Annotated in this window: 18 protein-coding genes and 1 pseudogene; 12 read left to right on the forward strand and 7 right to left on the reverse strand. The window is 69.8% G+C overall.

Annotation, left to right across the window (positions count from 1 at the left end; all coding sequences use genetic code 11):
* Positions 1-8 precede the first annotated feature (8 nt).
* The 6 genes from G398_RS0100330 to G398_RS0100355 are packed head-to-tail and all read left to right on the forward strand — an operon-like array spanning position 9 to position 5,493.
* Positions 9-1,202: a winged helix-turn-helix domain-containing protein gene (locus G398_RS0100330; protein ID WP_026852102.1), complete on the forward strand. Its 1,194-nt coding sequence runs from the start codon at positions 9-11 to the stop codon at positions 1,200-1,202.
* A 48-nt stretch (positions 1,203-1,250) separates the two neighbouring features.
* Positions 1,251-2,519: a hypothetical protein gene (locus tag G398_RS0100335; RefSeq protein WP_052570990.1), complete on the forward strand. Its 1,269-nt coding sequence runs from the start codon at positions 1,251-1,253 to the stop codon at positions 2,517-2,519.
* A 10-nt stretch (positions 2,520-2,529) separates the two neighbouring features.
* Positions 2,530-2,802: a hypothetical protein gene (locus G398_RS0100340; protein WP_026852104.1), complete on the forward strand. Its 273-nt coding sequence runs from the start codon at positions 2,530-2,532 to the stop codon at positions 2,800-2,802.
* 56 nt (positions 2,803-2,858) lie between these two features.
* On the forward strand, positions 2,859-3,878 hold the full coding sequence (locus G398_RS15100) for an ABC transporter substrate-binding protein (protein WP_052570992.1): 1,020 nt from the start codon (positions 2,859-2,861) through the stop codon (positions 3,876-3,878).
* On the forward strand, positions 3,875-4,693 hold the full coding sequence (locus G398_RS0100350) for an ABC transporter permease (protein WP_026852105.1): 819 nt from the start codon (positions 3,875-3,877) through the stop codon (positions 4,691-4,693). Before G398_RS15100 ends, G398_RS0100350 begins: the two co-directional genes overlap by 4 nt.
* Entirely contained in the window at positions 4,690-5,493 is an 804-nt protein-coding gene (locus G398_RS0100355; RefSeq protein WP_026852106.1) for an ABC transporter ATP-binding protein, read from the forward strand. The genes G398_RS0100350 and G398_RS0100355 overlap by 4 nt, the downstream gene beginning before the upstream one ends.
* Here G398_RS0100355 and G398_RS0100360 read toward each other — a convergent pair.
* The 7 genes and pseudogenes from G398_RS0100360 to G398_RS22145 all read right to left on the reverse strand — a co-directional run.
* Positions 5,490-6,371, reverse strand: coding sequence for a hypothetical protein (locus tag G398_RS0100360; RefSeq protein ID WP_026852107.1), 882 nt, complete (start codon positions 6,369-6,371; stop codon positions 5,490-5,492). The genes G398_RS0100355 and G398_RS0100360 overlap by 4 nt on opposite strands.
* A 288-nt stretch (positions 6,372-6,659) precedes the next feature.
* Complete coding sequence (locus G398_RS0100365) at positions 6,660-6,854, reverse strand: YgaP family membrane protein (RefSeq protein WP_026852108.1); 195 nt, start codon at positions 6,852-6,854, stop codon at positions 6,660-6,662.
* Between the two features lie 10 nt (positions 6,855-6,864).
* Positions 6,865-7,182, reverse strand: a complete 318-nt coding sequence (locus G398_RS0100370; protein ID WP_026852109.1) for a hypothetical protein — start codon at positions 7,180-7,182, stop codon at positions 6,865-6,867.
* Between the two features lie 49 nt (positions 7,183-7,231).
* Positions 7,232-7,708, reverse strand: a complete 477-nt coding sequence (locus tag G398_RS0100375) for a pyridoxamine 5'-phosphate oxidase family protein (RefSeq protein ID WP_026852110.1) — start codon at positions 7,706-7,708, stop codon at positions 7,232-7,234.
* The gene (mutS, locus tag G398_RS0100380) at positions 7,705-10,233 is read right to left on the reverse strand and encodes a DNA mismatch repair protein MutS (RefSeq protein WP_084511770.1); all 2,529 of its coding nucleotides are present in this window, start codon (positions 10,231-10,233) and stop codon (positions 7,705-7,707) included. Before mutS ends, G398_RS0100375 begins: the two co-directional genes overlap by 4 nt.
* Positions 10,234-10,367: 134 nt before the next feature.
* Positions 10,368-10,601: a GxxExxY protein gene (locus G398_RS21120; protein WP_211229018.1), complete on the reverse strand. Its 234-nt coding sequence runs from the start codon at positions 10,599-10,601 to the stop codon at positions 10,368-10,370.
* A 13-nt stretch (positions 10,602-10,614) separates the two neighbouring features.
* Positions 10,615-10,731, reverse strand: a pseudogene (locus G398_RS22145) (hypothetical protein); the annotation flags it as partial.
* 254 nt (positions 10,732-10,985) lie between these two features.
* Between G398_RS22145 and scpC the strand changes: the two are divergent.
* The 6 genes from scpC (at position 10,986) to G398_RS15110 (ending at position 21,221) form a co-directional block, all read left to right on the forward strand.
* The gene (scpC, locus tag G398_RS0100390; protein WP_043482832.1) at positions 10,986-12,512 is read left to right on the forward strand and encodes a succinyl-CoA:acetate CoA-transferase ScpC; all 1,527 of its coding nucleotides are present in this window, start codon (positions 10,986-10,988) and stop codon (positions 12,510-12,512) included.
* A gap of 72 nt (positions 12,513-12,584) precedes the next feature.
* Entirely contained in the window at positions 12,585-13,676 is a 1,092-nt protein-coding gene (locus tag G398_RS0100395) for an NAD(P)/FAD-dependent oxidoreductase (protein ID WP_026852113.1), read from the forward strand.
* 50 nt (positions 13,677-13,726) lie between these two features.
* Positions 13,727-16,741: a serine/threonine-protein kinase gene (locus tag G398_RS0100400; protein ID WP_084511771.1), complete on the forward strand. Its 3,015-nt coding sequence runs from the start codon at positions 13,727-13,729 to the stop codon at positions 16,739-16,741.
* An 88-nt stretch (positions 16,742-16,829) separates the two neighbouring features.
* On the forward strand, positions 16,830-19,403 hold the full coding sequence (locus G398_RS0100405; RefSeq protein WP_157492219.1) for an ATP-dependent Clp protease ATP-binding subunit: 2,574 nt from the start codon (positions 16,830-16,832) through the stop codon (positions 19,401-19,403).
* A gap of 114 nt (positions 19,404-19,517) precedes the next feature.
* Positions 19,518-19,709: a hypothetical protein gene (locus tag G398_RS21235; RefSeq protein ID WP_281173044.1), complete on the forward strand. Its 192-nt coding sequence runs from the start codon at positions 19,518-19,520 to the stop codon at positions 19,707-19,709.
* Between the two features lie 87 nt (positions 19,710-19,796).
* Positions 19,797-21,221, forward strand: coding sequence for an HD domain-containing phosphohydrolase (locus tag G398_RS15110; protein ID WP_052570996.1), 1,425 nt, complete (start codon positions 19,797-19,799; stop codon positions 21,219-21,221).
* The last annotated feature ends 3 nt before the right edge of the window (positions 21,222-21,224 follow it).

A 21,224-nucleotide genomic window follows, 5' to 3' on the forward strand; every position in this document is an offset into this window, starting at 1 on the left:
GTTCATCCGTGGCAAACCTTCTTCCCTTTGTTTCCGCCTCCGCCTCGCGGCGCCTGTTCCTGGGGGCGCAGGGGTTGCTGGACGATCCGGAGCGGCGGGTCACGGGGCCCTCGCTCCAGAAGCTGATCGAGCGGCTGGGCTTCGTGCAGGTGGACACCATCAACGTGGTGGCCCGGGCCCACGACCTCACGCTGTTCTCGCGGCTGGACGGCTACCGGCCGGAGCACCTGCGGAAGCTGCTGGAGGACAAGCGCAGCCTCTTCGAGGCCTTCACCCACGACGCCTCGGTCATCCCCACCGCCTGGTTCGGGCACTGGAAGCCGCGCTTCGCGCGGGACCGGGAGCGCATCCACGCCCACGCCTGGTGGCAGCACCACTTCCGCGGCACGGACGGCGCGCGGGTGGTGCGGGATGTGAAGGCCCGCATCGAGCGCGAGGGTCCGCTGAAGTCCGCGGACTTCGAGCACCCGGAGAAGCGCGGGCCCTGGTGGGGCTGGAAGCCGCAGAAGGCCGCGCTGGATTTCCTCTGGCGCAGCGGCGAGCTGATGGTCCCCCGGCGCGAGGGCTTCCAGAAGGTCTACGACCTGACCGAGCGCGTGCTGCCGGACCACCACGCCCTGCCCTGCCCGGAGCCCGCCGAGCACCTGGAGTGGGCCTGCGCCACGGCCGCCGAGCGGCTCTGGGTGTTCACGCCGAAGGAGCTGGCGGAATTCTGGGCCTCCATCGAGGCCGTGGAAGCCAAGGGCTGGTGCGAGCGAGCGGCCAAGGCCGGCCGCATCGTCCCGGTATCCGTGGAAGGCGCCGACGGCGAAATCCGTCCGGCCTTCGCCCTGCCGGGCTGGGAGGCGCGGCTGGCGAAGCTGCCCGATCCCCCGGAGCGCACGCGCCTGCTCTGTCCCTTCGACCCGGTGCTGCGGGACCGCGCCCGGGCCCTGCGCCGCTTCGGCTTCGACTACCGCTTCGAGGCCTTCGTGCCCGAGCCCAAGCGCCAGTACGGCTACTTCGTGCTGCCCATCCTCGAGGGCGAGCGCCTCGTGGGCCGTCTGGACCCCAAGCTCCACCGGGACCGCGGCCTGCTGGAGGTGAAGGGCCTCTGGTGGGAGCCCGGCGTCCGGCCCACCAAGGCCCGGACGCGCGGCCTCGGCGAGGCCCTGGAGCGGCTGGCGGGCTTCCTTGAGGCCGAGGAGATCCGGCTGACCTGACCCCCCGGTAAGCTGCTGGGGACCCCTCACTCCATCCCGAGGCCCTCCATGGATCCCCACGAACCGGCACCCGCTCCGGGACTCCCCGCCCTGGTCCGCCGCTACTGCGCCGACCCGGAGTCCGTCTACCACACCTGGTTCCGGGGCGAAGAGCGCTTGAAGGCCTTCCGGACGATCCGGCGGGGCATCCAGGCCGTGGTGGAGGACATCTTCCAAGGGCGCTTCCCGCGGGACTACCGGGGTTCGAGCCTCGAAGTAGTGATGACCGCCATCACCGAACAGAAGCAGGTCTTCCAGGGCGCGGCCCATGCCTTCTACTGGAAGCCCAAGCTCCGGATCCCCGACATCTACGAGGACCGGGAGAACCAGCTGGGGTTCGCGCGCTTCCTGGAGGAGGCCCTGAGGGCGGCCCGCGAGGAGCAGATCCTGACCGCCATCCACCGCCTGGACGCCCTGGGCATCAAGGGCATGGGGCCCGCGGCCGCGAACCTCCTCTACTTCCTGCACCCCACCCTGTTCCCCGCCTTCAACACCGCCATCCTCCAGGGCTTCAATGCCCTCACCGGGGCGCGCCTGAAACTTGGTTCCTGGCGGGACTACCTGGCCATGCGAGAGGGGATCGTCATGCTCAATGGACGCTTCCCCGGCGAGTTCTCGCGAGACCTCGGGGCCGTTTCAGGGTTCCTCTTCGACATCGGCATCGGGAAGATCGCCATGGACGGCAACTCGGAAACTGCCCTGGCCTTCGAGGAGAAGAAGCTCCAGAAGATGCTGGAAAAGCGCCACCAGGAGGTCCTGGCGGATGGACAGGAGTCCTCCCTGCATGCCCGGATGCAGGCGCACCTCCTGAAGGTGGGGAGGGCCCTGGGCTACCAGACCTGGGTGGCCCGGAACGACCGGCAGGCGCCCGACTGCCATGGCGGCGGCCGCCTGGGCGAACAGACCCTGGCCGAGCTTCCCCCCATGGGGCTGGGCCCGGAGGTCCTCAACACCGTGGAGCTCATCGATGTCCTGTGGCTGAAGGAGAACCAGGTAGTCTGCGCCTTCGAGGTGGAGAAGAGCACTTCGATCTATTCAGGCATCCTGCGGCTCCAGGACCTGAGCCTCTCGCTTTCGGATCCCGGCCCCAGCCTGTACCTGGTCGCCCCGGATGGCCGGGAGGGGGAAGTGCGGGCCCAGCTGGTCCGCCCCACCTTCCGCGCCCTGGCCAACAAGCCGGCCCTGCTCACCTTCACCGACATCGAAACCCACTGCGACGCCATGTGCCGGTTCGGCAACAGCCACGAGGTGCTGTCGCGCATCGCCCGCGGGCTATGATCCAGGTGCCATGACCACCCACCCCGACCACAGGAACCGCATCTACGAAGGCGGGGGCCGTCCCGGCTGGGACCTGGCCGGGGCCACGCCGGTGCTGGGCGAGGCCCTGGCGCACGCCTGCGCGGCGGGCCTGGACTTCTCGCCGCATGCCATGTCCCTGGAGACTTGCCGGGATCTTGCAAAGCCGCGCTTCGACATCCTCCATCTCGCCCACGCGGACACGGGTCATCCGCGCCGCGCGGGACGCGAGTTCCTGCTGGTGGCGAGGCGGCGGCAGGATTGACCCGTGCCCCTCCGGGAGTCCTTGGCCTAGAATGGTCCAAACCCCCGGAGTACCCCATGAGACTGAAGCCCCTGGCTTTCCTGCTCGCGCTTTCCTCTCTGAGCCTGCTGGCCCAGGATGTGGTCCGCCTCGGCAACCTCAAGTTCGCCCACTACGGGGCCGTGTCCTACATGAAGGAGATCGCGCCGAAGTACAATCTCCGGATCGATGAGCGCATGTTCGCCAAGGGCATCGACATCAACCCGGCCATCGTGGCCGGTGAGATCGACGCCAGCGCCGCGGCCCTGGACGCGGCCATCGCGGGCCGCGCCCAGGGAGTGCCCATCTACGTGGTGGCCGGCTTCGCCAGGGGCGGCGCCCGCATCGTGGTGAACGCCTCCACGGGCATCAGGTCGCTGAAAGACCTCAAGGGCAAGAAGGTGGGGGTGGCCCGGGGCGGCGCCCAGGAGCTGCTGCTGCTGGCGGAGCTGGCCAAGGCCGGGCTGACCTGGTCCGACAAGCCCGGCAAGGACGTGCTGGTGCTCTACATGCCCTTCGCGGACCTGAACCAGGCCCTCATGGCCAAGAACATCGACGCCATGTGCCAGAGCGAGCCCTACAGCTCCCAGGCCATCAACCGGAAGTTCGGCGTGGAGCTGCTGAAGCCCTACGACACGCCCCTCGGCGAGCCCATCCGCGCGCTGGTCATCACGGAGAAGCTCTACAAGGAGCGCCGCGACGTGGCCCAGCGCTTCCTCCTCTGCTTCGTGGAGGCCACCAAGAAGTTCATCGACGACCCCAAGCTCGCCGAGAAGTACGTCCGCGAGAACATGTTCAAGAACCAGATCAGCGCCGAGGATTACCAGGACGCCATCGGCAACTCCCCCTTCAGCTATGACATCACCACCGAGCACGTCCAGATCACCACGGACCTGATGGCCAAGTACGGGGTGGGCAAGATGGCGACGCCGCCGAAGGCCCATGACTGGGTGAAGCTCGACCTGCTCGGCGAGGCCAAGAAGCAGCTCAAGATCGACCTGCCGAAGGCCGCCGCCCCCAAGGCCGCCCCCGCGAAGAAAAAGGCGAAGAAGGGATGAAGCGCTACAGGCACGCCGCCTCCGGCATCCTCGTCCCGCTGGCGGCCATCGCCTTCTGGCAGCTGCTGTCCGCCAAGGGCTGGGTGAACGCCACCATCCTGCCCTCCCCCATGCAGGTGCTCACCAAGTGGTGGGCCTACCTGCGGCCGCTGGAGGCCTACGACCCTTCCATGGGCTCGTACCTCAAGTGGTGCTTCTCCGGAGAGCTGCCCCAGGACGCCATGGGAAGCCTCTACCGCGTGCTGCTGGGCTTCGCCATCGGCACGGGGCTGGCCCTGCCCCTGGGCCTGGCCATGGGCTACAGCAAGGTGGTCTACGCCCTCTTCAACCCGCTCATCCAGGTGCTGCGGCCCATCCCTCCCATCGCCTACATCCCGCTCTCCATCCTGTGGTTCGGCCTGGGCAACCCGCCGGCGGTCTTCCTCATCAGCATCGGAGCCTTCTTCCCGGTGCTGATGAACACGGTGACCGGCGTGCAGAACGTGGACAGCATCTACCTGCGCGTGGGCCGCAACCTGGGCGCCTCGCGGTACACCCAGTTCACCCGGATCATCCTGCCCGCCGCCACGCCCTACATCTTCACCGGGGCGCGCATCGGCATGGGCACGGCCTTCATCGTGGTGATCGTCTCCGAGATGATCGCCGTGAACAACGGGCTGGGCTACCGCATCCTGGAGGCGCGCGAGTACCTCTGGTCCGACAAGATCATCGCGGGCATGTTCACCATCGGGCTCCTGGGCCTGGGCATCGACACGGTCATGAGCCGCCTCAGCTCGCGCATGCTGCGCTGGCACCGGGGCCTGGAGCAGGGATGAACGCGAACGCCAGCCACATCTCCGTCCAGGCCGTCCACAAGGTCTTCCAGAGCGGCGGCCAGGACGTCTACGCCCTCAAGGCCATCGACCTGGAGATCGCCCGGGGCGAGTTCGTCTGCCTGCTGGGCCCCTCCGGCTGCGGCAAGTCCACCCTGCTGAACGCCGTGGCGGGCTTCAGCCTGCCCAGCTCCGGCTCCATCGCCGTGGAGGGCGCGGCGGTGGCGGCCCCGGGCCCCGATCGCGGCATGGTCTTCCAGGAATACGCGCTGTTCCCCTGGATGACCGTGGAGCAGAACATCGCCTTCGGCCTCCAGGTGAAGGGCGAGGCCAAGCCGGCCATCCAGGCCCGGGTGGATGCCCTGCTGGAGCTCCTGCACCTCCAGGATTTCCGGAAGCGCTACCCCAAGGACCTCAGCGGCGGCATGCGCCAGCGCGTGGCCATCGCGCGGGTGCTGGCCCTGGACTCGCCCATCATGCTCATGGACGAGCCCTTCGGGGCCCTGGACGCGCTCACCCGCCGCACCCTCCAGGACGAGCTTCTGCGGCTCTGGACCGAGCTGAGGAAGACCATCCTCTTCGTCACCCACAGCATCGAGGAGGCCCTCTACCTGGCGGACCGCACGGTGGTGATGACCTACCGCCCCGGCACCATCAAGCGCGACCTGAAGGTGGACCTGCCCCGCCCCCGCGACGTGGCCAGCCCCGGCTTCAACGCTCTGAAGAAGGAGCTGAGCCAGCTGCTCATGGAAGAGCAGAACCGGCACGAGCAGGATGAGTTCCGGGGCGCGGCGGTGGACTAGGGCGCGCCGCGCGGGGCTGGACTGGAAGCCAGGCGGTCGTGCCAGAAAAGCAGTTCGATGCCGACGCCCAACCGATACTCCCGCCTCCAGCGATTCGCCCGGTTCCACTCGATCTCTGGCATGACGACGCAGTAGATCCAGCGGTTCCGCAGCTCACGCTTGAGAAAGCACGTGAGGAGGTACCGGTTCTCCTGCCCCGGCGTGCCGAAGGCGCTGAACCGGAGGCTCGTGCCTTTGGCCATGTCCCCGCCGCTGATGCGCCGGCCGATGTCGCTTTCCCGGAGGAGTTCTGTGATGTAGCCGAGGCTGAGGCTGACCTCCCACTCCCAGCCCCGGCCGCCGGTCTGGGTCGTCCAGTCGGTTTCCCGTTTTTTCTCGCTCCACTTGAAGGATGCGGCCGGCCGGAGGTTCCAGAAGCCCTGCCATCGGTCCCCCATCAGGGACGTGATTTCCCCGGCGCCATCCTTGCTTTCCCAGTACATCCGCTCGAAGGGATAGACCTTCCAGTGTCCAGCAGTCCACGTGGGGCTCCAGTCCAGGTGCGTGTAGAGCTGGGGGCGGAGGCTGGTCAGGAGGCCCAGCGTCGCGTGGAAATCATCCCTCCAGTTCCGCTCCACCCCGATCCGCCCCGCCCGCCGAGCCTCGATGGGGGGCGCACCAGGCGTCAGCGTGGGGTCGTGGGTGGTCACTTTCAGCTTCAGGCGGCGGTCCACATTGGGGAGATAGACCTTCGCATCCAGGTCGAGGAGGCCTTTCAGGTGGAAGCGGCTCGCCGCATCCAGATCAGGGAGGGCGTACAGGCCCAGCCGAAGTTCGAAGGGCGGCACCGGAAGCGGCTCAGCCCCCTTGCGCACGAACCAGCGGTCGATCCGCTCCACCCGCGGTTGCAGGAAGTGGTACGTCCTCGCCTGAAATTGATCCAGCCGCTGGCCGAATGAGGCGGGAACGGGGGGGCCCGGTTCCTCGCCAGCCCAGGCGCACCCGGGCCATGAGCCCCACAGGAGCGGCAGCACGCCGGATCGGAGGCATCCGCAGGTTCGCGGGAAGGCTCGCATGGGACCCACCTGCCCAAGGCAGGCCAGTGTCCCACCGAACAAGGCTGCCGTGACCCAGTAACTGGATCAGAGGGCCTATGTCGGCTCTGTGTCGTGGCGGAGCGGTGGAGCCTATTTCTTGGGGGAGGTGCTCACGCCCACTACCGAATAGAGCGGGCAGAACCCCGTGAAGGCGGTCACCAGCGGCACGAGGCCGATGAGCCCAAACCAGCGGGCGCTTCCCTTCAGCAGGAAGACCAGGCTCAGCAGCGCGAGCCCGGCCAGAATGCGTACGACCTTGTCGGTGCCTCCGATGTTCATCTGCATGGAACCTCCTTCAGGGGTGAGGGGGGAGGGTCGGCGGAACGGGAAGGGCGTCCGGCCCCCGGCCCCGGGTAGCGAGGGCCACGGCCAGGGTCCAGAGGGGCGCCAGGTTGAGCCAGGGCACGGCCTCGGTGATGAAGGAGGGCAGGAAGGCCCAGTGGAAGCCGAGCAGGGCCCACATCACGACCATGGTGGCCAAGTCCAGGCCCGCACCCAGGAACCAGCCTCCGGGCCCGCTGAGATCCGCGGGGACCTGGATGGCATCCACGGCGAGGGCGATGGTCCATGCCACGCGGAGGCGGGTCTTGCTGAGGGGCGCCTTGGGGGACATGCCGGCAGTCTAGCGGAAGTCCGGCCTCCCGGGGGGGCCCGCCTCCTGCTCAGCGACGGGCCTTCCCCGTGGCGCGTTCGATGCGGATGCGCACCACCGCCGTGCGGAAGAGGTCCTTGCCGATCTCGCGATCCACCACCTCGGAGTGCTCCGGCGCGAAGCGCAGGCCCAGGGCCCGCAGGGCCTCCCGCTTCTCCGCCTCATCCTCGACCAGCTCCGCGCGGCCGAAGACGATGACGCTGGCGTAGCGGGTGGCCAGCTCCGCCGGGATGGGTTCCGCCAGGGTCACGGCGCAGTAGGACACCTTCGGATTGAAGGCCAGGTTGGCCAGCTTGTGGCCCTTCGTGGCGCAGTGGAGGATCAGGCCGCCATCCATCACCGCGTGGTTCACGGGCACCGCGTAGGGCCAGCCGTCGGCGTCCACCGTGGCCAGCACGCCCCACTCCGCCTCCCGCAGCAGGGCCAGGGTCTCGGCTTCGCCCAGCTCCCGGTCCCGGCGGCGCATGGGATGCTCCGGGGCGTTCACGCCCGCTCCTTCTGCTTCATGGCCAGCCAGTTCAGGGCCTCCAGCGGCGTCATGCGGCTGAGGTCCAGGGCCTCCAGCTCGGTGCGGAGAGCATCAGGTTCCACTTCGAAAAGCGGCAGCGCAGGTTGCGATGGCATGGGGGCCCGGGGCGGCGCCTCCGGCGCCTGGGCCAGCAGCCGCTGGGCCTTCTGGATGACAGCCCTCGGCAGGCCCGCCAGCCGCGCCACCTGGATGCCGTAGCTGCGGTCCGCCGGCCCGGGCGCCACGCGGTGGAGGAAGTGCAGCTGCTCCTCCCACTCCTGCACCTCCACATGGAGGTTCTGGATGCGGGCATCATCGGCCAGCTTGGTCATCTCGAAGTAGTGCGTGGCGAAGAGTGTGCGGGGCGCGCCTCCTTTCAGATCACGCAGAAACACGGCGATGGCCTCCGCCAGGGCCAGGCCGTCCCGCGTGGAGGTGCCGCGGCCGATCTCGTCGAGGATCACCAGGCTCGCCGCCGTGGCCTGGTTGAGGATGCGGGCCGTCTCCGTCATCTCCACCATGAAGGTGGACTGGCCCTTGGCCAGCTGGTCGGACGCGCCGATGCGCGTGAAGATGCGGTCCACCAGCCCGAAGCGCATGAGCTCGGCGGGCACGAAGGAGCCTGCCTGGGCCAGCACCACCAGCAGGGCCGCCGTGCGCAGGAAGGTGGACTTACCGCCCATGTTCGGGCCCGTCACCACGGCCATGGGCTGCCCGGCCGTGAACTGGAGGTCGTTGGGGATGCATTCGCGGCCCAGGCGCGCCTCCAGCATGGGATGCCGGGCGGAGGCCAGCACCAGCTCGCGGTCCTCGCCCAGCTCGGGACGGGTCCACCCCGACAGCCGCGCCCGCTCGGCCAGGGCCGCCAGCACGTCCAGCGCAGCCACGGCCCGGGCCAGGCGCGTGAGGTCCGCCCGGTGTTCCAGGACGAGGGCCAGCAGGCGCTGGAACTGGGCGGCCTCCAGGCGGGCCTGGTCGCTTTCGGCGCTCAGCAGGCGCTGCTCGAAGGCCACCAGCTTCTCCGTGGTGAAGCGCTCGGCGTTGGCCAGGGTCTGCTTGCGCAGGAAGTGGGCGGGCACGGCGCCCAGGTTGGCCTTGGTGATCTCGAAGTAGTAGCCGAACACCCGGTTGTACTTGATCTTCAGGCTCTGGATGCCCGAGGCGGCGCGCTCTTCTTCCTCGAGCTCCAGCATCACCTGCTTGGCGTCCCGGGCCAGGCGGCGCACGGCGTCCAGCTCCGCGTCCACGCCCTCGCGAATGAGGCCGCCCTTCTCTGGATCGAGGGGCGGAAGTTCGGCGAGGACTCGCTGAACTTCCGTAAGCAAGGGCGTGCAAAGCGGAGTGCCCGAAGGCCAGAGGCCCAGCTCCGCCACCTCGTCCGCCCAGCCCTCATCCTGGATTTTCGCGGGCAGCTTCTGGAGCACCGCCAGGCCCTCGCGGAGCTGGGCCAGCTCCGGCGGGGTGGCGAGGCCCAGGGCCACGCGGCCCAGCAGGCGGTCGAGATCCGGCACCTGGGCCAGCAGGGCCTGGATGGGCGCGCGGCGGCGGTCCTCCGTGAGCCAGGCCACCTGGGACCAGCGGCGCTCCAGGGTGGCGCGGTCCCGCAGGGGCTGCTCCAGCCAGGCCTTCAGCAGCCGCGAGCCCAGGCGGGTGCGGCACTGGTCCAGCAGGGCCAGCAGCGAGCCCGGGCGGCCGCCGTCCAGGCCATTGGCCAGCACTTCCAGGTGCCGGGCGCTGGTGGCGTCCAGCAGGGGACCCGCGGCGCCCAGTTCCAGGGACACACCCTGGAGGTGCGCGGGGCGGCCTTTCTGGGTGGCCTCGACGTGGTCCAGCAGGGCCGCCAGGGCGCCCAGGGCCGCCGGATAAGGATCGAGGCCCACGCCCTCCAGGTGCTGCCAGCCGAAGAAGGCCAGCACCTGCTGCTTCGCGCGGGAAGCCTCGAAGCGCCAGGCGGGCAGGCGCGTGCGGGCGGCTTCCAGGCCGAAGGCATTCTCGGCACCCTCGGCCAGGATCAGCTCCTGGGGGCCCAGGCGCTCCAGGGTGGCCCGCAGGGCCTCCTCGCCTTCGCCGGGGAGCACGCGCAGCGCGCCGGAGGCCAGCTGCAGCAGGGCCAGGCCCCAGGTGCCGCCCGAGCGGTGCAGCGCGCAGAGCCAGCGGGCGTCGTCATCCAGCCAGGTGCCGGGCGTGATGATGCGCTTGATGGCGCGGGGCAGGAGGCCCTTCACCTCCTCGGCCTTGGCCGTGGGCTCGGCGATGGCCGCGGAGAAGCCCGCCGCCAGCAGCTTGGGGAGGTAGGAGTCGAGGGCGAAATGGGGCACGCCGCACATGGGCGTCTCCGAGTCCGTGCCCTTGCCGCGCAGGGTGAGCGCGATCTCCAGCACCGGCGCCGCCCGCACCGCATCCTCGCCCAGGATCTCGTAGAAGTCCCCCATGCGCGTGAGCAGCACGGCCTCCCCCGCCTCGCGCTTGAGGCCCGCGATCTGCTGCATCATCGGAGTGGACATGGGTGCTCGCCGTTCAATCAGAGATGAATGATCAGGTTAAGCGGAGGGCTGCGGAGGAGAGGAGGAAAGCGGAGAGATGCGGGGGTTCAGGATCCGCTTGATGCCCCCGTCTCTTAGCGGCCAGCGCCAGAAGTTCAGGAGAAGCCCCACCCGCTTTCTGCGAAGCGGAGGTAGGTCAGAAGCTGGGCCTCGTGGAAGTCTGTCAAGCGTTCCACCGTTTTCAACTCCAGGACGAGCTGATCCTCCACCAGGAGATCGATGCGGTAGGCGCCTGGAATCTGAATCTCTCCATAGCTGATATCGAGTGCAACCTGGCGCTGGACGCGAAGTCCGGCTTTTTCCCATCTCATAGGCCAGGCAAGCTTCATAGGCGCTTTCGAGCAACCCGGGGCCAAGTTCTCGCTGGACCTTGACCGCACACCCGAGGACCACCTCAGAGAGTGACTCAAGCTCCAAACCTCCGCTTTCCTCTGCCACTCGGCAATCCTCCGCTTCCATCAGCAGGCTTTTCTGCCTGATCCAACCAAGGCGCCAGGGCCGATGTTTCCTGGATGCCTACGATCTTCCCATAAACCTTCCAGCCCAAAGCCGCATCGCTGGGCGCGGCGCAGCCAGGCACCTCTCTGGAAGGTCCAGTGGTCGGTCTGCGGTCCCGTCGCCTGGGAGGGCACAGGCGGTTTCTCCTGCTGGCATTGCTGCCCTCCAGATCGCAAAATGGTTGTTCCAACCTCCATGACAACCAGGAGCACAGCATGGCCACCCCCACTGAGGATCGCATCAGGAACGTCTCCCTCCGCGACCGGATCTGCTTCGCCCCGGAAGCGGCGGCGCTCATCAAGAAGGGCTACCGGGTGGGCATGAGCGGCTTCACCGGCTCGGGCTATCCCAAGCTCGTCCCCCAGGCCCTGGCGGAGCACATCCTCCGGGAGCACAGCCGGGGCGGCTCCTTCAAGATCTCGGTGATGACCGGCGCCTCCACCAGCTCCGAGCTGGACGGCGCGCTGGCCATGGTGGACGGCATCGAGCTCCGCATGCCCTACAACTCCGATCCCACGGCCCGGGAGAAGATCAACACCGGCAAGATGGAGTACTTCGATTTCCACCTGGGTTCCGTGGCCCAGTACGTGAAATCCGGGTTCTTCGGCGACCTTGACGTGGCCATCGTGGAGGTCACGGGCATCACGGAGGACGGCCGGCTCATCCCCTCCACGTCCGTGGGCAACAACCAGGCCTTCATCGACTGCGCCCGGGAGGTGATCCTCGAGGTCAACCACTACCAGCCCATGGAGCTGGAGGGCATGCACGACGTGTTCGAGCCGCCCATGCCGCCGCACCGCCAGCCCATCATGATCACCAGGCCCGCCGACCGCATCGGCTCGCCCTACCTCACCTGCCCCCCCGAGAAGATCAAGGCCATCGTCGAGACGGACCACCCCGACCGCACCACCGTCTTCAAGGACGTGGACGCCAACTCCAAGGCCATCTCGCGCCACATCCTCGACTTCTTCGAGCACGAGGTGAAGAAGGGCCGCCTCCCGGCCAACCTGCTCCCGCTCCAGTCGGGCGTGGGCAATGTGGCCAACGCCGTGCTCTACGGCCTGCTGGATTCGGACTTCAAGGACCTGACCGTCTACACCGAGGTCATCCAGGACGGCCTGCTGGCCCTGATCGACGCCGGCAAAGTGGACTTCGCCTCGGCCACGGCCTTCTCCGTCTCTCCCGAAGTGGTGGAGCGGTTCAAGCAGAACGTCTCCGCCTACAAGGACAAGATCATCCTGCGCCCCCAGTCCATCAGCAACCACGTCGAGGTGATCAAGCGGCTGGGCGTGCTGGCCATGAACGGCTGCGTCGAGTTCGACCTCTACGGCAACGTCAACTCCACGCATGTGAACGGCACGCGGATCATCAACGGCATCGGCGGCTCCGGCGACTTCGCCCGCAACTCCTTCATCAGCATCTTCACCACGCCGAGCATCGCGGGGCGGAACGGCGGCATCTCCTGCGTGGTCCCCATGGTCAGCCACGTGGACCACTCGGAGCACGACGTGGACATCGTCGTCACCGAGCAGGGCCTCGCCGACCTGCGGGGCACCTCGCCCAAGCAGCGGGCCATCCAGATCATCGACAAGTGCGTGCATCCCAGCTACCGGGATCAGCTGAAGGACTACTACCAGTACGCGCTGAATTCCTCGCCAGGGAAGCACACCCCCCATATGCTCGAGGAGGCCTTCAGCTGGCACCTGCGGTTCCAACGGACCGGATTCATGCACAAGAGCTAGGTCCGGAGGCATCTCCGGTGGCCCAGCCTGGAGGTTCCGGGCCGGGCCACCGGCCCCTCCGGGGAACCTGCCATGGAACGCGTGGAGTGCATTGTCATCGGCGGCGGGGTCGTGGGCCTGGCCCTGGCCCGCGAGCTGGCCCTCCGGGGCCGCGAGGTGGTGCTGCTGGAGGCCGAGAACCGCGTCGGCACCGGCATCAGCTCCCGCAACAGCGAGGTCATCCACGCGGGGATCTACTACCCGGCCGGCTCCCTGAAGGCCCGCCTCTGCGTGGCCGGGAACCGGGCCCTCTACGCCTACTGCGCCGCCCATGCCGTGGCGCACCGGCGCTGCGGCAAGCTCATCGTCGCCACGGAGCCCGGCCAAGTGGAGGCCCTGCGGGGCCTTGAGGCCCGGGCCCGGGCCAACGGCGTGCAGGACCTCCAGTGGCTGGAGGCGGACGAGGCCCGCCGCCTGGAGCCCGGGCTCCGCTGCGCCGCGGCCCTGCTCTCCCCCAGCACCGGCATCGTGGACAGCCACGGCCTCATGCGGGCCCTGCGCATGGAAGCGGAGGCCGCGGGCGCCGCCGTGGTGCTGAAGAGCCCCGTCCTCGGCGGCATGGACACGCCGGAGGGCCTGCGGGTGGAGGTGGGCGGGGCCGAGCCCATGAGCCTCACGGCGGAGCGCGTGTTCAACTGCGCGGGCCTGGGCGCCCAGGCCGTGGCGCGGGGCTTTGCGGGGATCCGGCCCGGCAGTGTTCCGCCCCTCCACCTCTCGAAGGGCAGCTACTTCTCTCTGGCCGGGGCGGCCCCCTTCTCGCGGCTGGTCTATCCCGTCCCCGACCAGAGCCACCTGGGCGTGCACCTCACCCTGGACCTGGCGGGCCAGGCCCGCTTCGGGCCGGACCTGGAGTGGGTGGACCGGGAGGACTACGACGTGGACCTCCGCCGGGCGGACGGCTTCTATGCCGAGGTGCGCAAGTACTGGCCGGACCTGCCGGATGGCGCCCTCCAGCCCGCCTACGCGGGCATCCGCCCCAAGCTGCACGGGCCGGGCGAGCCGGCGCCGGACTTCCTCATCCAGCGGGAGGAGGTCCACGGCATCCCCGGCCTGGTGAACCTCTTCGGCATCGAGTCCCCGGGCCTCACCGCCTGCCTCGCCCTGGCGGGGGAGGCAGCGGGTTAGGTAGGGAATTCCCTCTTCCCTTGCAGGGCCGACTATCCTGGGGCCAGTCCATGACCGACCCGCGCCCGGATCCCCTGATGCCGCCTCCCGGCTCCGGTGGGAAGGGGAGCGACTGGACCGCCGCCGGCCCGGAGCCGGACCCCGAGGCCACCTGGCTCGGGCCGATGGGCGCAACCCCGCGCAGTTCCGGCGGGCCGTCTTCCGGGCTGAGCCATGAAGAGCTGCTGGCCCGCTTCCCCCTGCCCCGGGAGGGGCGCTACGAGGCCCTGGAGGTCATCGCCGAAGGGGGCATGGGCGTGGTCTACCAGGCCTTCGACCGCCAGCTCCAGCGCACGGTGGCCATCAAGCTCCTCAAGCGCCTGGACCCGGAGGACACGGAGCGCTTCCTGCGGGAGGCGCGGGTGCAGGCCCAGGTGGAGCATCCGAACATCTGTCACATCTTCGAGGTCGGCGAGGCCAGCGGCCACCCCTACCTCGTCATGCAGTTCGTGGACGGTCCGACCCTCCGCGAGGCCTCTGGCAGCCTCGACCTGCGGTCCAAGGTGGAGGTCATCCTCCAGACCGCCGAGGCCCTCCACGCCTGCCACCGGGCGGGCATCGTCCACCGGGACGTGAAGCCCGGCAACGTGATGCTCCAGAAGACCGACCAGGGCCTGCACGCCTACCTCATGGACTTCGGGGTGGCCCGCGACCTCGATGCCGTCTCGCACACCTACACCCACGCCATCATGGGCACCCCCATGTACCTGAGCCCCGAGCAGGCCCTGGGGCGCGCCGACAAGGTGGACCGCCGCTCGGACGTCTATGCCCTCGGCACGCTCCTCTACGAGTGCGTGACGGGCGCTCCCCCCTTCCGGGCGACGACGCCGCTGGGCCTCCTGAGGAGCATCGCCGAGGACGAGCCGCCGCCGCCCTCGCGCCTCGCGCCGGGACTCCCGCGGGATCTCCAGACCATCATCCTCAAGGCCCTGGAGAAGGAGCCGGACCGGCGCTACGACTCCGCCCGCGCCTTCGGCGAGGACCTCCGGCGCTTCCTGGACGGCGATCCGATCCACGCGCGGCGCCCCTCCCTGCTCTACCGCGCGGACCGCCTCCTGCGCCGCAACCGCCCGGCGGCCATCCTGCTGACCTGCTTCCTCCTGGCCGCGGTCTACGGCCTCTTCGCGGCCCTGCGGGCGCGCTCCCAGGCCCGCTTCGCCCAGCAGCTGGCCCAGGAGGTGGAACGCCTCAACAGCCGCATCTTCCAGGTGCGGAGCCTGCCCCGCCATCCCGCGGGCCCCGAGCTCCAGGAGGTGCGCGCCGCCCTGGCCCGGCTCCTGGAAGAGACCGGTGAGCAGGGCCGCTGGGCCCAGGGCCCCGCCCGCCTGGCCCTGGGGCGCGGCTACCTGGCCCTGGGCGACCTGGAACAGGCCCGCGCCCAGCTCGAGGCGGCCCGGAAGGCCGCGCCCCGGGATCCCGATGCCGCCCAGGCCCTGGGTACCACCCTGGCGCGCCTCTATGTGGCGGAGCTGGAGGGCCTCCACGGCCAGGCTCTGGAGGAGCGCCGCCGCGACCTGGAGCCCACGCTCCGCGGCCCCGCCCTGGTCCTCCTGCGCGAGGCCCGGGGCCGCACCCTGGAAGGCTCCGCCTACGCCGAGGGCCTCCTGGCCCTGGTGGAGGGCCGCTTCGACGAGGCGCTGCAGAAGGCGGGGGAGGCCCAGGCCCAGCAGCCCTGGTTCCCGGAGCCGTGGCTGCTGGAGGCGGAGGTCCGCAAGGAGATGGCCATCGGCCTCCTCGCCACGGGCCGCCGGGACGAGGCCCTGGCCCAGATGGACGGCCAAGGCGCGGCCCTCGCCGCCGCCCAGGACCGGGCCCGGAGCGCCCCGGAGCCCCTGGTGGAGGAAGCCCAGCGCCGCTTCGCCCTGCTGGGCCTGAAGGTGGACCAGGGCCAGGCCTCCCCGGCGGATCGCGAGTGGGCTCTGACGCCCGTCCGCGAGGCCCTGGCCCTGGATCCGGACAACTGGCGGGCCCACAGCTACGGCACGGCCATCCACCGCCGCTGGGCCGCCTACCTCCTGGCCCGTGGCCAGGACCCCAGCCCGGAGCTGGACGCCGCCGCCGAGGGCGCGGAGAAGGCCCTGGCCCTCCGTCCCGCCGAGGCGACCCTCTGGGTGAACTGGGCCACGGTGATGCGCAACCGCGCCGAGCGGGAGATGGCCCAGGGGCGCGATCCGGAGCCCTTCCTCGCCCGGGCGGAGGCCGGCCTCCAGAAGGCCCTCCTCCAGCCCCGCCTGCACGACTACCTCCTGGACGCCCTCGGCAACATCCACGCCCTGCGGGCCGAACGGCAGCTGCAGACCGGGCGGGATCCCTCGGCCGAGGTCAAGGCCGCGGCGGCGCACCTCGAGGCCGCCTCCGCCCTGCGCCCCTGGGTGGGCCACGACTTCAGCGAGGGCTCGGCCTACCAGACGCTTGCCCAGTACCAGGCCCGCACGGGCGCGGATCCCCGGGCCGCGCTGGAGGAGGCCATCCGCTGCCATCGCAAGGGGCTGGCCCTCCAGCCATCTTCGCGCCTGTCACGCCTCGGCCTGGCGGCGGCCCTCCTGGACGGCGCCGCGGCGGACCTGGACCGGGGCCGCGAGGCCACCGCGGATCTGGCCGAGGCCCGCCGGGAGATCGGTTCCGTCCTCGCCAAGGGGCCCGGCCAGCCCGACGCCCTGGCGGCCAGCGCCCGGGAGCGGATGCTCTCCGCCCGCGCGGCCCGCGACCCTGTCCTGGGCCGGGAGGCCCTGGCGCTCCAGCGGCGCGCCCTGGCCGCCGCCCCAGGGAACCCCGACCTCCAGATCGCCTCCGGGGCCCTGGCGCTGGAGGCCGCCCGCGAGCTGGGACTGCCCCTGGATGCCAACGCCGCCGCCCTCCTCCGCCGCGCCGCCGACACCCGCCCCTGGGACGCCTGGTGTCAGCTGCTGGACGCGGAGCGCCTGAAGCAGGGGGGCCAGGCCAACGCGGCCCGGGCCCTGGCGGCCAGGGCCCTCCAGCTCAACCCGACCCTGCGACGCGAAGCCGAGCGGAGGAAGCTGATTTGAAAGGGTTTGAATCGTATTAAACAAAATACAGAAGAAAATTTTAGTGTATTGATATCACATCTACATCATCATGGAGCCGAGGTGTTCCATGTCCCTCCTCCCCTTCACCCAGAAAGCCAACGACGCCCTGGTGGCCGCCCGCGAGCGGGCCGTGGCGGACCAGCACCCGGAGTTGGTGCCCCAGCACCTCCTCCTGGCCCTGCTGGCCCCCGAAGCCGGCCTCCGCCCCCTGCTGGAGCGGGCTGGGCTCACGCCCGAGTCCACCCAGGGCCTGCTGGACGCCGCCGATGACCTGGTCTCGAAGCTGCCCCGGGCCGTCGGCGGCGCCGAGCCCCAGGTGGGCGCGGCCTTCCGCCACTTCCTGGAGGTGGCCAGCGACACGGGCCGCGGGCTCGGCGACCGCTTCCTGGCCACGGACGCCCTGCTGCTGGCCCTCAGCAACGCCCACACGGACGCCAAGAAGGTGCTGGAGCGCTTCGGCCTGGACCGGAAGCGGCTGGAGGCCGCCATCCGCGAGACCCGCAAGGGCTCGAAAGTGGAGGACGAGAAGGCCGAGGAGAAGTTCGCCAGCCTGGAGAAGTACGCCAAGGACTACACGGCCCTGGCCGAGGCCGGGAAGCTGGACCCCGTCATCGGCCGCGACGAGGAGATCCGCCGCGTGCTGCAGGTGTTGTCGCGGCGCACCAAGAACAACCCCGTGCTCATCGGCGAGCCCGGCGTGGGCAAGACCGCCATCGTGGAGGGCCTGGCCCAGCGCATCCACAAGCGGGATGTACCCGAGAGCCTGAAGGGCCTGCGCGTCATGGGCCTGGACATGGGCTCCCTGGTGGCTGGCACCCAGTACCGGGGCCAGTTCGAGGAGCGCCTCAAGGGCGTCATCGAGGAGGTGGAGAAGGCCGAGGGCCAGATCGTCCTCTTCATCGACGAGCTGCACCTGCTGGTGGGCGCTGGCGCGGTGTCGGGCGGTATGGACGCCGCCAACCTGCTCAAGCCGGCCCTGGCGCGCGGCGAGCTGCGCTGCATCGGCGCCACCACGCTGGACGAATACCGCAAGCACATCGAGAAGGACGCCGCCCTGGAGCGCCGCTTCCAGCCCGTGCGGGTGGACGAGCCCTCCGTGGAGGACGCCATCTCCATCCTGCGCGGCCTGAAGGAGCGCTACGAGCTGCACCACGGCGTGCGCATCCAGGACGCGGCCCTGGTGGCCGCGGCCCACCTGAGCCAGCGCTACATCTCCGACCGCTTCCTGCCGGACAAGGCCGTGGACCTCATGGACGAGGCCGCCAGCGCCGTGCGCATGCAGATCGACAGCCGCCCCACGGAGATCGACGTGCGGGAGCGCCGCGAGATGCAGCTGCAATTGGAGCGGCATTCGCTCACCAAGGAAAAAGATGCTGCCAGCCGCACGCGGCTGGCAGAACTGGACAAAGAACTGGCTGAGCTGAACGAGGAGCTTGGACGCCTGCGCGCCCAGTGGGAGAACGAGAAGAAGGTCATCGAGGGCACCCGGGGACTGCAGAAGAAGCTGGACGACCTGCGCATCGAGCTGGACCAGGCCAAGACGAAGGGCGAGTACGAGCGGGCCTCGCGGCTGGAATACGGCGAGATCCCGGCCCTGGAGAAGCAGATCGCGGCCATCGCGCCCCGGGAGAGCGCCATGCTGCGCCTGGAGGTGGGCGAGCCCGATGTCGCCGCCATCGTGAGCCGCTGGACCGGCATCCCCGTGAGCCGCATCCTCGAGGGCGAGGTGGAGAAGCTCCTGAAGATGGAGGCCCGCCTGGGCGAGCGTGTGGTAGGCCAGGATCCGGCCCTGACGGCCATCTCCGATGCCCTGCGCCGCAACCGCGCCGGGCTGGGCGATCCCAAGCGGCCCATCGGCAGCTTCCTCTTCCTGGGCCCCACGGGCGTGGGCAAGACGGAGGTGGCGCGCGCCCTCGCCGAGTTCCTCTTCGACGACGAGAACGCCCTGGTGCGCATCGACATGAGCGAGTTCACCCACGAGGCCGACGCCACGCGCCTCATCGGCGCCGCCCCGGGCTACGTGGGCTACGAGGAGGGTGGCCGCCTCACCGAGGCCATCCGCCGCCGCCCCTACGCCGTGATCCTGCTCGACGAGATGGAGAAGGCCCACCCGCGCACCTTCGACCTCTTCCTCCAGGTGCTGGAGGACGGCCGGCTCACGGACGGCCAGGGCCGCACGGTCAACTTCCGCAACACGGTGGTCCTCATGACCACCAACCTGGGCAGCCAGGCCATCTATGACGCCGGGGGCGACACGTCGAAGGCCGAGGCCGCCGTCAAGGCCGCCCTGCACGGCCACTTCCGGCCCGAGTTCCTCAACCGCCTGGACGAGGTGGTGATCTTCCGCTCCCTGGACCGCGACGACATGAAGGCCGTGGCGCACATCCAGCTCAAGCGCGTGGAGGCGCTGCTGAAGGAGCAGCGGCTGGACCTGGAGGTGCCGGAGGCGGCGCTGGATTGGCTGGCCTCGGAGGGCTTCGACCCCCACTACGGCGCCCGTCCGCTGAAGCGGCTCATCCAGCAGTCCGTGGTCAATCCCCTGTCCCGCCTCATCCTCCAGGGCCAGCTCCAGCCCGGCGGCCGGGCTCTGCTCTCGGTCCGCGACGGCCAGCTCCTCATCGAGGCCGAGGCCGTCCAGTAGCCGCCCTCGCCCGGCAGCCGCTCACCCGGCGCTCCGCTTGGGTTCACGGGCCGGGCCTGCTCCCCCGCGAACGGACGCGCCACTGGCGCGTCCTCCCACTCGGCCAGGCTGCGCCTGGCCTCGCGGAGCGGGTCCCGCGGCTTCGACCCCCACTACGGCACCCGTCCGCTGAAGCGGCTCATCCAGCAGGCCGTGGTCAATCCCCTGTCCCGCCTCATCCTCCAGGGCCAGCTCCAGCCCGGCGGCCGGGCTCTGCTCTCGGTCCGTGAAGGCCAGTTCCTCGTCGAGGCCGAGGCCGTCCAGTAGGGGGGCCTGGGCAAAAAAGGCCATACCCATGCAATACTTGGCCTTGTCCTGGTCCTGTCCGATGAAGACCGGGTACGTGGAGCCGGAGTGACTCTGACCCCCCCCATTTCCATCCTCATCGTGGACGACGAAGCGGACCTGCGGAACCTCCTGGTCGAGGCTTTGACGGACCAGGGCTACGATGCGCACGGGGCGGAGGACGGGGCCCGGGCCCTGGACCTGGTGCGCGCCAGGCACTTCCCGGTGGTCTTCACGGACCTGAACATGCCCGGGGGACTGTCGGGCCTGGAACTGCTGCGGGCCATCCACGAGGAGGATCCCCGCACCCTCGGCATCCTCATGACCGGCTACGCCACCACGGAATCCGCCATCCAGGCCCTCAAGCGCGGTGCCTACGACTTCATCCAGAAGCCCTTCAAGCTGGTGGAGATCGAAGCCGGCCTGGAGCGGGCCCTGGAGCACTACCGCCTGCTGCGGGAGAACGAGGAGTACCAGCAGAACCTGGAGCGCATGGTGGAGGCCCGCACCCAGGAGATCCTGGGCCTGAAGAACGACATCGAGCGGCTCTTCGAGGGCTTCGTGAACGCCTCCGTGACCGCCATCGAGGCCCGCGATCCCAGCACCTCTGGCCACTCCAGCCGCGTGGCCGAGCTCACCGTGGGCCTGGCGGAGGCGGTCAACGAGACGCCCAACGGCCCCTACGGCGGCATCCGCTTCACCCCGGTCCAGATCCGCGAGATCCGCTACGCCAGCCTGCTTCACGACTTCGGCAAGGTGGGGGTCCGGGTGAAGGCCAAGAAGCTTCCCCAGGAGCGCCTGGACAGCCTCTACCAGCGCCTCCACCAGCGTTCCATCGAGTCCCTGCGGGACCGGATCCTCGAGGCCTGGACCAAGGGGCGGACCTTCGACCAGGACCAGCTCGAGGCCCTGCTGCTCCACCAGGAGGAGGAGACCCGCCGCATCATGGAGCTCGTGCGGCAGAGCAACGAGCCCACCGTCCTGCCCCAGGAGGTGGCCTCGGAGCTGGACACGCTGGAGGACCTCACCTACCAGCACTGGAGCGGGGACCGCCACGCCCTCTTCGCGCCCGGCGACCTGGACCTCCTGCGGATCCCCAAGGGCAGCCTGTCCAACGAGGAGCGCTCCGAGATCGAGAGCCACGTCACCCACACCTACCGGTTCCTCACCCAGATCCCGTGGACGGCGGAGCTGGCGGGCGTGCCGGACATCGCCTACGCGCACCACGAGCGCATGAACGGGCGCGGCTACCCGAGGCGCCTGAAGGAGCCGGACATCCCGGTGCAGAGCCGGCTCATGGCCGTGGCCGACGTCTACGACGCCCTCACCGCCGCGGACCGCCCCTACAAGGCCGCCGTGAGCCTGGAGCGCAGCCTGGAGATCCTGGACCAGGAGGTCCGCGTGAACCTCCTGGACAAGGAGTCCCTCCGCATCTTCATCGAGGCCCGGATCTACGAGCGCACCATGGTCCGAGGGAGGACCTTCGTCTCATGACCT

This window comes from Geothrix fermentans DSM 14018, assembly GCF_000428885.1.
GTDB lineage: Bacteria > Acidobacteriota > Holophagae > Holophagales > Holophagaceae > Geothrix > Geothrix fermentans.